Consider the following 13,615-nt stretch of genomic DNA (forward strand, 5'->3'; position numbering starts at 1 on the left):
AAGGAGCTTTCCGCCAGCCTGGGGCCCCTGAGCAGACAGGAAATCTTTGTAGGCGCAGCCGTAGCGGTTGTGGTGGCTCTTTTAGCCTCGCAAAACTTCGTACCGGCCCTCAAAAGCCTGAACAAGAGCGCCATCATGCTCACGCTGGGGCTGTTGTTCTTCCTGACCCGTATATTTACGGTGGAAGACCTGGAAAAGCGTATTCCCTGGAATATCGTCCTTTTATTCGGCGGAGCCATGTCCATCGGCTATTGCCTGTGGCAAACCGGAGCCGCCCAGTGGATAGCCGTGCACTGGCTGGCCATGTTTAAGAATGCTCCCTGGCTGGTCTTCGTGCTGGCCATCTTCTTCCTGGTGATGGTAATGACCAACTTCATCATGAATGTAGCCGCCATTGCCATCACCCTGCCCGTAGCCCTGATCATCGCAAGATACCTTGGGGTAAACCCGGAACTCATCCTGTGGACCAGCCTGGCCGCGGCGGGATTGCCCTTCTGCCTGCTGGTGGGGGCGGCACCCAACGCCATCGCCTACGAATCCAAACAGTTCACTGCAGGTGAATTCTTCGTTACCGGCATCCCGGCCAGTATCATCGCCCTTGCCCTGCTGGCCGTCTTCGCCCTGATTGTCTGGCCAGTCCTGGGGGTACCGGCACTGCTCAAGTAAGGCCTGGTAAAATAAAGCCAGCTGGGGTAAAATAAAATCAAAACTGGTAAGAATTATGCTGGAAGCGGGCCAGCAGCACGCACACGGCTGGCCCGCTTCAGTCAAAGGAGGAATACCAGGGAGTGTTACAGCAGGCACCGGCAGTAAGCTGGAAATCCAGTGGTTCCCCCGTGGTGAGCGGGAGTGCATTCATCCATGAGACTGCGGTTATCATTGGTGACGTGGTCATCAAAGATGGAGTTTCGGTACACCCTCTGGTGGTAATCCGGGCTGACGAAGGTTATCCCATTATGATTGGGGGAAACACAAATGTCCAGGATGGAGTGATCATCCATTGTCTCAAAGGCGGCAGTGTATCTATAGGTCAGAGGTGCAGCCTGGCCCACGGGGCGGTCGTCCACGGGCCGTGCGAAATAGGGGATGATACCTTCGTGGGGTTCAGGGCCATGGTAGTAAAAAGCAGCCTGGGCCGGGGGTGTTTTGTCGGTCACGGTGCCCTGGTCGATGGTGTGGAAATACCCGAAGGCAAATACATACCCGCCCTGGCCGTGGTAACCACACCAGAGCAGGTGGCGGCCCTGCCGGAAGTATCCCGGGAACAGATCGAATTTGCCAGGGAAGTACTTTCAGTCAACCGGGAACTCTGCGATGCCTATTTGAATCTTCACAGGAGGGGTTAACTTTGTCCGGGCAAACCCAGGTAATTGTTGCCACGGCGGTCTTTTTGCTAACCTACGCCGTGATTGTTTCAGAAAAAATCCACCGGTCGGTAGCTGCCCTGGTCGGGGCTGCCATAGTAGTTCTAACCGGGATTTTAAAACCAGAAGAGGCGGTACACGCCATTGACTTCAACACCATCGGTCTTCTGGTGGGGATGATGATCATCGTGGGGATTACCCGCCAGACGGGGGTTTTCGAGTACCTGGCCATCAAGGCGGCCCGCCAATCAAAAGGCGAGCCCCTGCGCATCATGGCCGCCCTTTCCCTGGTTACGGCGGTAACTTCGGCTTTCCTGGACAACGTGACCACGGTGCTGCTGATCGTGCCGGTCACCTTTGCCATCGCCGGCCAGCTGCAGATCAGCCCCGTACCCTTCCTCATTGCGGAAATTATCGCTTCCAACATCGGCGGCACGGCCACCCTGATCGGCGACCCGCCCAACATCATGATCGGCAGCCAGACCCACCTGGGATTCATGGATTTCGTGATCAACCTGACGCCGGTCATTATAGTTATTTACATCTTGACCGTCTTATGCCTCAGCCTGATCTACCGCCGTCAGCTGGTGGCCCGTCCCGAACTGCAGGAGAAAATCATGACTTTAAATGAGAAGGACGAAATCAAAGACCCCGTTCTGTTGAAGAAGTGCCTGCTGGTACTGTTCCTCACCATTGCCGGATTTGTCCTGCACCAGTACCTGCACCTGGAGTCCAGCGTAATCGCCCTTTCCGGGGCCAGCCTGCTGCTGCTGATAAGCCGTGAAGACCCCGAACACGCCCTGCACGCGGTGGAATGGCCGGTCATCTTTTTCTTCGTCGGCCTCTTCGTGGTGGTGGGAGCGCTGGAAAAGGTGGGGGTCATCGAGGCGGTGGCCCGCTTCTCCCTCGGGGTCACCCACGGTAAGCTGATCCCCGCGGGAATGCTCATCCTGTGGATCTCCGCCCTGGCCTCGGCTTTTGTGGACAACATACCCTTCGTGGCCACCATGATCCCCCTCATTCACGACATGGGGCGCCTGGGTGGCATGACGAACCTGGACCTGCTGTGGTGGGCGCTGTCGCTGGGGGCCTGCCTGGGTGGCAACGGTACGGTCATTGGTGCCTCGGCCAACGTGGTGGTCATCGGCATGGCGGAAAAGAGAGGCCTCTTCATTTCCTTCCTGGGCTATATGAAGGTGGCCTTCCCGTTAATGCTCATGTCCATCGTGGTTTCCATGGTTTACCTGCTCTTCTGGCACCACTACCACGGTCTGATATCCCTGGGGGGAACCCTGGCGGTCGCAGTCGTGCTGGGACTCCTTACCAGACTTATAAACAGATACCTCTACCGCTCGCAAGACCGGGCCGCAGCCGAAAAAATGAAGTCCCGGTACAACGAGGTGTAAAAGTATAAGCAGCCACGGACCGCAAACTACAGAAAAATACCCGCCAATCATACCATACCCGCCTTTAACGGCGGTTTTTTTTATTTCTTAACCTCCGTTACGATCCTGCTCAATTCGAGAAACAGTTCCTTGTCACGCAAAAGACCCAGTACCCGGTTGTCCTCCTCCACCGGCAGGATTTCAAAACCGGTACGGGTCATGAGGTAGGCCGCACGGCTCAGCGAATCCCGTGGTTTTAGCGATACGGGGAAGGGATGCATTACCTCACGAACTTTTTTCCCGGCCATTTCCCGGGCACGTAAGGTAAACAGGCCGTTGTAGGAAGGGGGTTCTTCTGAAGGAAAAGATATTGACCAGCCGGCAAGGGACTCCTTACAGAGCAGGGGCAGGTGGGCCAGGGCCAGCAGGTGGTCAACTTTCAACAATCCAGCGGGAACGTCTGCTTCCAGCACCACCAGGGGTGGAATGGCTCCTGCCCGTGACTGCAGGACAACTCTTTTCAGCAGGCAAAGGACATCCTGCACAATGCTATCCGCAGGGATAGTCCTGCAGGCGTCCACCAGAACCATTAACTCCTCCACACATTTTTCCCGTTTAAGCGACCTGGTCACCCCCTCGAGGTGCCTGGCACCTTTTAACTTTTTATTAACTTATTTTTGATATTACCTCTTCCGGCATCTTCTTTCAACTCCGTTTTTCTGTCAGTAGCCTGATTGCGAATTTTGTCAGTGTCCGGGGTGAAAAGCGGGAGGCCGGGAGGGGCGCTATTGCGAGGTTCCCGGTCCTCACGTTCCTCGAGCCTTTTATCACCTTGTCCCTTGTCGTGATGTTCCTGATCATAGCCAGGCGGAGGAACTACCCGGGTGGTGTGCGGTCCGGGCTGTTCCCGGGCCTCGTCAGGTACCGCATATTTAACAGGAAGACTTCTTTTTTGTACCGGGGTACCGGCACCGGGGTGCACGCGAGGGGCTTTATCTTCCGTTATGGAGACCCGTTCCAGACCTTTTGTATTCGCCAAACCAGGTGAGCGATGAAGACTCCTGGTTTCAGAACCGGGTCGGGAAACAGCTCCGGGCAGAACCACCCGGCCGGCACAGCCGTGCTTGCCCAGCACTTCCCCGATCACCATACCCTTCTTTTTCTCCAGGCTGGCCATGCTTTCCCGCTTCAATTCTTCCAGACCGATATCCAGCCCCTTTTTCCTCCCCTCCACATGCAGTAAATAACGTCCCGTGGACAGGCCGAGCTTCATGGCCTGCCGGCGGATTTCAGGCGTAGCGGTTTCCACCACAACCTCGGCCGGCACTCCTGTTGATTGAAGGGATTTGACGATAGTCCGGTATATCTTCCCGGCCTGCAATTCCGCCTCCTGCCCATGTTTCGTGGTAACTGCAGTGAGAACGACGTTTTCTTGAAACGGGAGGAGATACCCTGATTGTACAGCCCTGGCAAGCAATGTGTTAATGGCCTCTTCCACAGGACGGCCAAGAATTCCAGCCCGGGACAGCAGGATTTCCCCGTCGGCATTCAGAGCTTTAGCCTCACACACGAATTCCCGCCGGTCCACGCTCATTTCCACACTCGGGTTGATGTCCATGGAGACAAACGCCACTGCCCGGGCCGACCAGCCATGGTATAGAAGACCTGCCCCCAGGAAAATCAAAAGACACGCAGCAGTCAATACAAGCTGCCGGAACATTGAGTGCCTGCGAGGGACATAGCAGATCTCTTCACCCAGACGTACTCCACCGGCAGGCAGGGGGATTTCCTGGAACCGGGCGTCCGGGGTCAGGATGATACATGTTTTGGTCTTTATCTCCACTACGATCCCCGTAACCATTGCCTTCAATCTCCTCTACCGCTGGCTTTCAAATAATGACAGAGGTATAAAAATTCCTGGCAATGACGCCATAAAAGGGCCATGGCGATGATATACTTACGTCCCCGCTCCAGCGTTTTGCGGTGCACACCGGTAAGCAGGGAAAGTTCTTTTAAAGGCAATTTTTTCGTCCTGGTCAGTTGTTCAAATAAGAAATCTTCAGCTGCCAGGCAACGCGAGACTTCCAGCAAAACGCACCGCGTGTCCTGATGTCTGGGTGCACAGCGTACCAGTTCAGAAAAAGAGATCTCAAATTCGGCGAGGAGCCTGGCATAATCCCTGATCTCTTCCTCCCTTTCCCGCGTTGCCTCTCTGGCAAGATAATCCTGCCAGGCCAGCGAGGATTCAAAGGGGCTCCCGGACAGGTCCTCCTGCTCACTGTCAAATGAACCGGCCACATGGACAGATGCCCTCGCCTCTTTGCGCAGGTAATCAGTGATGCGGCTCTTAATCATGAGGCGGGCAAAAGCCAGAAAGGGGACCTTACGGTCTTCCTGGTAACGATCAATGGCTTCATTAAAAGTTATGAAGGCCACGCTGAGCTCATCGTCAAAGCCCCACTCCAGTTGCCGGCGGCAGAGCCCGGCCGTTACCCGGGCAATAAAAGGCCGGCACCCGGCCAGCAATTTTTCCCGGGCTGCCTCATCCCCCGCCCTGGCCAGAGCGAGGAGATGATCTAAGTCTTCCACCGGCTGCACCATCCTTCAGCCCTCCGTTATGCCACCCCCGGTCTACCAACAAAGCTATTACTTATTACTACGCAGTTCAAGCTTTTTTTGGGGGAGCATGTAAGCTGTAAGTTAATTACAAAAGGGGTGAGGATTTTTCCTCCACCCCTTTGCTCATTCGATTCCGTCTGTTTTTTTCCTGCTTAAATCTTTTCAACCACCCTCACCAGCATCAGGCACTGCCTCACCGTTATCAAGCGCACAGGCGCGGCAGTCTTCACAATTTCGTTCACCGGAGGGTGTGTGAGAGATGTGCACCCGGCAGACACGACAGTCGTCGGAACCGGGACGACAGGGTTCGGTATGGATAAGTACGTTGGCTCCAGCCAGCTGCCTGCGAATATCGTCTTCGATGGCGTCACAGAGCTGGTGGACCTGAGCAATGGGACGATAACCCGGAACCACCAGGTGCAAATCAATATGGCGGTCGGGCCCGGCCCTGCGGGTACGCAGGTTGTGGAACTGCACAAACTCTCCCGCATAGTCCGCTAAAACACGGCGGATCAAATCTTCTTCCTCATCAGAGAGGCGGGCATCAACAAGACTGCCCCAGGAATCCCGCAGGAGGTCATACGCAGCCTTGAAAATAAATAGAGAAACGACCAGGGCGATGATGGGATCCAGAATATACCAGCCCGTCAATTGAATAGCCACCATAGCCACAAATACCCCTACGGACGTATAAACATCGGTGCGCAGGTGCCAGGCATCGGCTTCCAGAGCTGGAGAGCCGGTACGGCGGGCGGTGCGCATCAAAAGGCCGGAGATGACCAGGTTAGTTGCGGCCGAGGCCCCCATGACCACCATACCAAGGCCCAGGTGATGCACTACACGGGCCCCCAGGAGTTTGGGAACGGACTGCCACACGATCATGACTCCAGCGGCGATAATAAGCAGCGCTTCTATGATGGCAGATACGTTCTCAAACTTCCCGTGGCCGTAGGCATGCTCTTCATCCGCCGGACAGGCGGACTGGCGTACCGAGGCGTAGGCAATCAGGGCCGCCATAAGGTCAAGGCCTGAATGCATCGCTTCGGAAATAACGCCCACGGAATTCATGGCCAGACCCACGGCCAGTTTCCCACCCGTCAGCAAGGCGTTTGAAATTACCGAGAACCTGGCTACTTTTATTTTCTCGTCCAAGCCCACCACACCCACTATAAAGAGGCCCGGCCACGCATCAGGAGATGAAGCCGTACCTTAAAAGGGACAGCTTACCGGCCCGTTCCGGTTGTATATCGATAGTATAGCACAGCGCTTCTTTACAGGGCAATCGGAGACAAGCTTGTTTCCCCGCCTCTAAACGTTCACCAAACACCCGGACTTTAGCCGTACGGTGAACTATCATCCTCTCTTTTGCTGTGTTCGATGCCCACATCAATCCGTTCGGAAGGTACGCTTTCATCGTCAAAGCCCCGCCGGTTCTCGTAGATCACACCGTCATCCCCTATTTCGTACGGTATGTTTTCCACTTCTTCCACGTACCCCCGGTCCTCTTCGGCCAGTTCATTGGAGCCGTAGTAAGCGCCGGCTTCAGCCTGTTCGGCATGTTCAAAGTAACGGGCCACTTCCTGCCAGGAATCTTCCAGGTCATACATAACACTATCAATATCCTCATCAAAGCCGGTATCATACAGGTCCTTGATGACTTCTTCCTCAATAGGACGGTAGGAGCTGACCGGACGTTTTTCATCCTCGAAGCGGCAGCGATAACAAACAGTTGTATAGGGAATTGCCTCCAACCTTTCGGGGTCAATGGTCCCCCCGCAGATGTCACAGGTACCGTAAGTGCCCCGGTCAAGCTTAGCCAGTGCTTCATCGATGGCACGGATCTTTATCTTGGCATCTTCCCGTAAGGCAAAATCCTTGCTGCGCTCGAACAATTCCGTGCCGATGTCACCAGGATTGTTGTCGTAAAGGGATAATTCCCCAATGGAATCGGCCATGGAAGTGGCCAGCCCACCCTCGTTAATGCTTTTTATAAACTCCAGCTGCCTTTGTTTTTCCTCTTCCAGGCGCCTTCGTACGGCTGCCAGTTGTTGTTCATCCACGAGCAAATCCTCCTGTTCATTTGGCATGGGACCGTACATGCAGGCAGTGCTTCCCTTAGGGAGGTGCACCCAGCCGGCTCTGGACAATGGTCACAATCTCGGCAATGAAGCCGCCGATCACCGGCAGGTTGAGCATCACCAACCGCTGCAGGATAACAACCAGGACGGCCCCCAGCAGGGCAAAACCGACTGCTATCCCCACACCCCTGGCAAGTCCGGAAAGAAAATTAACATAGAGCAACCGCCCTGGCTGTTCTAAAAGCTGAACGTACTCGGCCAGTTTCATTTTTTCCATGTTAATGGATAGTTCTGTTATCTTGTCCCGCAGGGCTTCCAGAATGTGCCTTTCCCTTTCATCCACCGGGACCAGCCTCCCGCGAGCATGGTTTAATTTTAATTTTCCCCGTGCGTTCAATGCTAAACAAAAAAGCGGTGGCATTTTGCCACCACTGCTTACCAGCAATCTTACTTTCATGCAGGCAGCTGCATTCTCCACGCTACGCACGGGCACCCTTCGACCTGGCCCGCTTTTCCATAAGCTTGAAATCCACCCACAGGGGGCTGGCATTAAAGATGGAGGAATAGGCACCGCTGACCACGCCAATTAGCATGGCCAGGACGAAATTGCGGATGGTACTGCCCCCCAGGAAGTAAAGGGCAACCAGCACGAAAATCACCGTTAAGACCGTGTTGATGGACCGGGTCAGAGTCTGCCACAGGCTGGCGTTGACCACGTCTTCCAGGCTTTCCCCCTTCTTGCGGGTCAGCATGTTCTCCCTGATGCGGTCGAAAATCACTATGGTGTCGTTTATGGAGTAACCGATAATCGTCAAAAGAGCTGCCACAAAGCTACTGTCCACCTCAATCCGGAAAAGTGAAAAAATACCGGTAACGACCAGGGTATCGTGCAGGAGCGCAATAATGGCTGCAATGCCCTGCTTGAATTCAAAGCGCATCGAGATGTAAATAACCATGAGCACGGAAGCAACCAGCAGGGCCAGGATCGCTTTGGTAGTCAACTCCCGGCCAATGGTCGGACCCACCGACTCGTTGCGCAATACAGTACACCGGCCCAGCTTGGAAAGAGCCGCTATCAGCCTGTCCGACTCATCCTGACTCAAATGCCGTGTACGGATGATGTAATTGGAATCACCGCTTTTCTGAATACCCCGGCTGACCTCCAATCCCTGGGCGACCATCACCTGCCGCACCTTTTCCACCGGCACCGGCCTGTCAAACCGGACCTCCATCAAATTGCCGCCGGTAAAATCGATGCCTAGATTCAACCCCTGAAGCATAAGGGAGATCAATCCGGGCAGAATAACCGCAATGGATATGGCATACCATATTTTCCGCAGTTTGATGAAATGCATGTCCTTCTATACCCCCCTATGCCCCGTAAGCTTTCGCGTTTTTGACCAGGCCACTTGCCGCTATCAGATGCAACAGCCAGCGGGTCACGGAAATGGCCGTAAACATGCTGGCCACAATACCAACACCCAGGGTAATGGCAAAACCCCGGATGGGTCCCGTCCCGAAGAAATACAGCACCACGGCGGCGATAAGGGTTGTGGCGTTGGAATCGAAAATAGCAGTGAAGGCCCGTTTGAACCCGGCATCAATAGACGAGCGCAGACTCTTTCCGGTGCGGAGCTCTTCCTTCAAGCGCTCAAAGATAATTACGTTGGCATCAACAGCAATACCCAGCGACAGCAGGAAGGCGGCGATACCCGGCAGGGTCATGGTCACATGGAGCCCCACGTAAATAGCCAGCACAATCAGGGCGTATATCAGCAGGGCAAAGTCGGCGACCAGCCCCGGCAGGCGGTAGTACATGAGCATGAAGATCAAGATGGCCAGCACACCCACCAGTCCGGCATGTTTGGATTTGGCCAGGGAATCGGACCCCAGGGCCGGCCCCACAGCTCGCTTTTCCGCCACCTCCACCTTTACCGGAAGGGCACCGGAGCGGAGCAGGATGGCAATGTTGTGGGCTTCTTCCAGAGACTGGTAACCGGTAATCTGAGCCTTCCCGTTGGGAATGGGTTCCTGAACGACGGGAGTTTGCAGTACCCGCCCATCCAGAATGATAGCAATGGGTTTACCCACGTTAGCTCTAGTTGCATCGGCAAACTTCCTGGCCCCTGCGGCATTAAAAGTAAGGTCGACCTTGATCTGCCCCGTAGCCGGGTCCTTTGATTCAATGGCATCCTTCAAGTCGGCACCCGTGACCACAGTTTTACCGTCCATGGTTTTAAATTCCAGGTAGGCCGTTTTGACCATGGAACGCACAGCTTCCTCAGGGTCTACCCTGCCTGCAATTTCCACAATCAACCGGTTCCGCCCCTGCTGCTGTATAACCGGCTCCGCCACGCCGAACTGGTCAATGCGGCGTTGAATTACAGCCATCAGCTGCTTCATTGTATCGGGCGTGACCTTCGCTTCGGGGGTGTCCCTGGCCTCAAGAACCACATGAACCCCGCCCTGCAGGTCCAGTCCCAGGGTGATATCCTTAACCAGAGGCAGGTATTTCCCCAAATAGGGACTTTTCTGGCAGACCGGCGCCACCGCGGCCACCGTAGCCAGGGCCACAACCACCACAATGCATACCAGCATCATAATCTTGTTCCACTTCATGGCAAAACCCCTCTCCACTCACTAGAGCAACCTGGAACCGTTAATGATTAATTCAAAAACACACTGCAAGAAGTTGGCTGCCCGCCGGCAAAGAGTCATCCGGGTGAGAAAGATCTCAAAATACTCCATAACCGGGCAGATATTGATGTCAATGGTAAGGTCCATGGTAATGGTCCGCTTATCCCTGTCCACCCAGATAAAGGCATGCTCCACGGCATAGTTCACCCGGTCGTGTATATCAAAAGTGGCAAAATCCTGGTTGCGTACCCGGGAACGGTGGACGTCGGACTTATCAGCCACTATGAGAGCCGCCGCGACATTGTTCACCGGCTGACCATACTGCTCCTCATGGTTGGCAATAGCCGAGATAACCGTCGCTATTTCATCGGGGTGCATGCCCATGCTGTTCAAAATGGAAAAAGCCAGCACCGCACCAGAAATGCCGTGTTCGTTCCTGCTCACCACATTTCCGATGTCATGCAGGTAACCGGCAATGGCGGCCAGTTCGGCTTCCCTTTTGGGGTAGCCCAGCCGCTCCAGAATGTTGCGGGCAATACTGCTCACCAGGTTTAAATGCCTGTAGCTATGCTCGGTAAAACCCATTACTCCCAGGTACTCGTTGCCTTTGCGGATGAAGCTGTCAACGATTGGATTGTTCTTGATGTCTTCCAGGGTGATCAAAGACTGCCCATCTCCTTAACTATGAAGAACCCTTAAAAAATATCTATTTTAACCGCCAGGTATTTTTAACCAATAGCCTGCTAACGGAGAAAAAGAGTAGGAGCGACCTACTCTTCCGGGAAACCAGGGTTATTTTTCCTTCCCCTCTTCCTCCTCCCGCGGTCTTACCTGGGCAACAGCATTTTTCAGGATCTCAATCCGCACATTATCCGCCACCCGCACCACCAGGGTCTCATCCTTTATCTTGACTATGGTACCACAGATACCACCAATCGTCACTATGGGGTCGTTCACCTTCAGGTTACGGATCATTTCCGCGTGCTTTTTCTGCCGTTGCTGCTGGGGGCGTATGAGCAGGAAATAAAGCAGTGCAAACAGGGCTACAATGTAGAGCAACGAAACGACCTGCTGGTTCATGCAAAACCTCCTTTCTCCCTGACAGTTTAATATTCGTGCCGGAAAAGCAATTCCCTTTTTAAACCGGAAAGAAAAATTTAATTATTTTTGTTCCAGCGGGCCAGAAAGGCCTCTTTATACTCGCAGAAATTACCTTCCAAGATAGCCCGGCGCATATTTCTCATCAACTCGAGAATAAAATGCAGGTTATGGATGGTGGTGAGGCGGATACCCAGCACCTCATTAGCCTTGAGCAGGTGGCGGATATATGCCCGGGTGAAGTGCCGGCAGGCATAACAATCGCATTCCGGGTCCAGGGGGCGAAAATCCCGGGCGTACGCAGCGTTGCGGACCACCAGTTTCCCATCCCGGGTAAAAACGGTCCCATTGCGGGCAATACGGGTGGGCAAAACACAATCAAACATATCCACCCCGCGGGCCACCCCTTCCAGCAGGCAGTCAGGCGACCCCACACCCATCAAATAACGTGGTTTCGCCCGGGGTAGGAGGGGGACCGTATAATCCAGAACCTGATACATGAGCTCTTTAGGCTCTCCCACACTCAGACCCCCGATGCCATAACCGGGAAGGTCCAGCTCCACCAGATCCTTTACACTTTTTTCCCGCAGGTCCCGGTGCACCCCTCCCTGGACGATCCCAAAAAGGGCCTGGTCTCCACGCCGCCGGGCTTCCTTACAACGCAGAGCCCAGCGGCTGGTCCGTTCCATGGCTTCCCTCGCTTCCTCGTAAGTGCAGGGATAGGGGGCACACTGGTCAAAAGCCATGGCGATGTCCGAACCCAGGGCTTCCTGAACCGCCACCGCCTTTTCCGGGCTCAAAAAGTGTTCGCTACCGTCTATATGAGAACGAAACCAGACACCCTCCTCTGCAATGCGGCACAAAGACGCCAGGCTGAAAACCTGAAACCCCCCGCTGTCGGTGAGAATGGGCCCGTGCCAGCCCATGAACCGGTGAAGCCCCCCGGCCTCTTGAATCAGATCGGCACCGGGGCGCAGGTACAGGTGATAGGTGTTGCTCAAGATCAGCCTTCCACCCAGATCCCACACTTCGCCGGGCGTCATGGTTTTCACCGTAGCCTGGGTACCTACGGGCATAAACACCGGCGTTTCCACGTCCCCCCGGAGGGTGTGGAGCACCCCCGCCCGGGCTCCAGTGCGTGCATCTTCCTTGACAATGGAAAAACAGACGGTCACGTCTCTCTCTACCTCTCTAAATAATCAGCATGGCGTCGCCGAAACTGAAGAAGCGGTAGCGCATTTCCACCGCCGTGCGGTAGGCGTGTAAAATCTTTTCCCGCCCTGCAAAAGCGCTGACCATCATTAAGAGGGTAGACTTCGGCAGGTGAAAGTTGGTCACCAGGGCATCCACCGCCTTAAAACGGTAGCCGGGATAAATGAAGATATCCGTCCACCCCGTCCCGGGCTGGATTTGCCCGTCGGCGTCAGCCACCGTTTCAAGACACCGGGTGGTGGTCGTACCCACGGCCACCACCCGCCCGCCCCGGGCGCGTGCCGTGTTTATCTCCCGGGCGGCTTCTTCAGTAACCTCGTAGTATTCGGCATGCATCTCGTGGCGGGTGATATCCTGGACCCTGACCGGCCGGAAGGTACCCAGTCCCACGTGCAGTAACACCCGCACCAGCCGTACGCCTCCGGCTTCAATTCTCTCGAGCAATTCATTGGTAAAATGCAACCCGGCAGTAGGAGCCGCGGCGGACCCCTCCTGCCGGGCATAAACCGTCTGGTAACGCTCGGGATCTTCAGGATATTTTTTTATGTAAGGAGGCAGGGGCATCCTGCCCAGCCGGGACAGTACCTCCTCGAAGGGCAGGGCCGAAGTAAAGGCAATCACCCGGCCGCCCGCAGCAGTAACATCCTCTATCAACCCTTCAGCCAGGCCGCCGCCAAAGACCAGGCGAGTACCCGGCTTCAACCGCCGCCCCGGCCTTACCAGTGCTTCCCACCGACGCTCGTCCAGCGGCCTCAGGAGGAGAACTTCAACTTCCGACCCACCCGGAACTTTATAACCCGTCAACCGGGCCGGAATAACCCGGGTCTCGTTAATCACCAGCACATCCCCCGGGGAAAGGTATTCCACGATGTCCCGGAACAACCGGTGTTCCATGTGACCATCGTGCCTGAACAGCACCATCAAGCGGGACTCGTCCCGGCGGGGAGCGGGATCCTGGGCTATTAATTCCGGAGGTAGATAGTAGTCAAAATCACTTAACTGCATAACCAAAAAACCATCACCCAGCTCAGGTTCCATAATCAGGAACTATCTGGACACCTGAATAATAGTATTTCAAGATTTCCTGGTAATTATAACCCCGGGAAGCCATGCCAAGCGCTCCGTACTGGGACATACCCAGGCCGTGACCCCAACCGTTACCGCGGAAAGTAACCTGTAATAAACGGGAGCCATTACTCTGCTGGCCCTGGCCGGTTACCAC

At 55.0% G+C, this 13,615-nt stretch carries 15 protein-coding genes and 1 pseudogene; 3 read left to right on the forward strand and 13 right to left on the reverse strand.

Translation table 11 applies throughout. From position 1 onward, the window contains the following. From ACPLUI_RS02640 to ACPLUI_RS02650, 3 genes are all read left to right on the forward strand, one after another. Positions 1–666 (forward strand): SLC13 family permease (locus ACPLUI_RS02640; RefSeq protein ID WP_424658724.1); only part of this gene is annotated, 666 nt, incomplete at its 5' end. Between the two features lie 122 nt (positions 667–788). After that, the gene (locus tag ACPLUI_RS02645; RefSeq protein ID WP_424658725.1) at positions 789–1,346 is read left to right on the forward strand and encodes a transferase; all 558 of its coding nucleotides are present in this window, start codon (positions 789–791) and stop codon (positions 1,344–1,346) included. A 2-nt stretch (positions 1,347–1,348) separates the two neighbouring features. Further along, positions 1,349–2,770, forward strand: a complete 1,422-nt coding sequence (locus ACPLUI_RS02650; RefSeq protein WP_424658726.1) for an SLC13 family permease — start codon at positions 1,349–1,351, stop codon at positions 2,768–2,770. Between the two features lie 80 nt (positions 2,771–2,850). Here the strand turns inward: ACPLUI_RS02650 and ACPLUI_RS02655 are convergent, their stop codons facing one another. The 13 genes and pseudogenes from ACPLUI_RS02655 to ACPLUI_RS02715 all read right to left on the reverse strand — a co-directional run. Next, positions 2,851–3,381 carry a CBS domain-containing protein gene (locus ACPLUI_RS02655; protein WP_424658727.1) on the reverse strand — a complete coding sequence of 177 codons (531 nt, stop codon included), beginning with the start codon at positions 3,379–3,381 and terminating at the stop codon, positions 2,851–2,853. 23 nt (positions 3,382–3,404) lie between these two features. After that, positions 3,405–4,610: an anti-sigma factor domain-containing protein gene (locus ACPLUI_RS02660; protein ID WP_424658728.1), complete on the reverse strand. Its 1,206-nt coding sequence runs from the start codon at positions 4,608–4,610 to the stop codon at positions 3,405–3,407. 5 nt (positions 4,611–4,615) lie between these two features. Beyond that, positions 4,616–5,338, reverse strand: a complete 723-nt coding sequence (locus ACPLUI_RS02665; RefSeq protein ID WP_424658729.1) for a sigma-70 family RNA polymerase sigma factor — start codon at positions 5,336–5,338, stop codon at positions 4,616–4,618. Positions 5,339–5,530: 192 nt separating this feature from the next. Beyond that, complete coding sequence (locus ACPLUI_RS02670; protein WP_424658738.1) at positions 5,531–6,526, reverse strand: cation diffusion facilitator family transporter; 996 nt, start codon at positions 6,524–6,526, stop codon at positions 5,531–5,533. A gap of 176 nt (positions 6,527–6,702) precedes the next feature. Continuing rightward, positions 6,703–7,428: a TraR/DksA C4-type zinc finger protein gene (locus tag ACPLUI_RS02675; RefSeq protein WP_424658730.1), complete on the reverse strand. Its 726-nt coding sequence runs from the start codon at positions 7,426–7,428 to the stop codon at positions 6,703–6,705. A 55-nt stretch (positions 7,429–7,483) separates the two neighbouring features. Further along, positions 7,484–7,789, reverse strand: a complete 306-nt coding sequence (locus tag ACPLUI_RS02680; protein WP_424658731.1) for a DUF5665 domain-containing protein — start codon at positions 7,787–7,789, stop codon at positions 7,484–7,486. A 136-nt stretch (positions 7,790–7,925) separates the two neighbouring features. Beyond that, positions 7,926–8,801, reverse strand: coding sequence for a protein translocase subunit SecF (secF, locus tag ACPLUI_RS02685; RefSeq protein WP_424658732.1), 876 nt, complete (start codon positions 8,799–8,801; stop codon positions 7,926–7,928). Positions 8,802–8,817: 16 nt separating this feature from the next. Beyond that, complete coding sequence (gene secD, locus ACPLUI_RS02690) at positions 8,818–10,065, reverse strand: protein translocase subunit SecD (protein WP_424658733.1); 1,248 nt, start codon at positions 10,063–10,065, stop codon at positions 8,818–8,820. Between the two features lie 21 nt (positions 10,066–10,086). Continuing rightward, positions 10,087–10,746, reverse strand: coding sequence for an HD domain-containing protein (locus tag ACPLUI_RS02695; RefSeq protein ID WP_424658734.1), 660 nt, complete (start codon positions 10,744–10,746; stop codon positions 10,087–10,089). A 129-nt stretch (positions 10,747–10,875) separates the two neighbouring features. Continuing rightward, positions 10,876–11,163: a preprotein translocase subunit YajC gene (gene yajC, locus ACPLUI_RS02700; RefSeq protein WP_424658735.1), complete on the reverse strand. Its 288-nt coding sequence runs from the start codon at positions 11,161–11,163 to the stop codon at positions 10,876–10,878. Positions 11,164–11,240: 77 nt separating this feature from the next. Further along, a complete protein-coding gene (tgt, locus tag ACPLUI_RS02705; RefSeq protein WP_424658736.1) occupies positions 11,241–12,356 on the reverse strand; it encodes a tRNA guanosine(34) transglycosylase Tgt in 1,116 nt (371 codons plus the stop codon). A 16-nt stretch (positions 12,357–12,372) separates the two neighbouring features. Next, positions 12,373–13,398 carry a tRNA preQ1(34) S-adenosylmethionine ribosyltransferase-isomerase QueA gene (gene queA / locus ACPLUI_RS02710; RefSeq protein WP_424658737.1) on the reverse strand — a complete coding sequence of 342 codons (1,026 nt, stop codon included), beginning with the start codon at positions 13,396–13,398 and terminating at the stop codon, positions 12,373–12,375. Between the two features lie 22 nt (positions 13,399–13,420). Further along, positions 13,421–13,615 (reverse strand): annotated as a pseudogene (locus tag ACPLUI_RS02715) (stage II sporulation protein SpoIID); the annotation flags it as partial.

Origin of the sequence: Desulfofundulus sp., from assembly GCF_049701015.1 — a bacterium.
Taxonomy (GTDB): domain Bacteria; phylum Bacillota; class Desulfotomaculia; order Desulfotomaculales; family Desulfovirgulaceae; genus Desulfofundulus.

Bases quoted from the DNA above. Each gene is read 5' to 3' on its own strand.
- ACPLUI_RS02660 (WP_424658728.1), bottom strand. From the start codon at position 4,610: ATGGTTACGGGGATCGTAGTGGAGATAAAGACCAAAACATGTATCATC.
- secF (WP_424658732.1), bottom strand. From the start codon at position 8,801: ATGCATTTCATCAAACTGCGGAAAATATGGTATGCCATATCCATTGCG.
- secD (WP_424658733.1), bottom strand. From the start codon at position 10,065: ATGAAGTGGAACAAGATTATGATGCTGGTATGCATTGTGGTGGTTGTG.
- yajC (WP_424658735.1), bottom strand. From the start codon at position 11,163: ATGAACCAGCAGGTCGTTTCGTTGCTCTACATTGTAGCCCTGTTTGCA.
- queA (WP_424658737.1), bottom strand. From the start codon at position 13,398: ATGCAGTTAAGTGATTTTGACTACTATCTACCTCCGGAATTAATAGCC.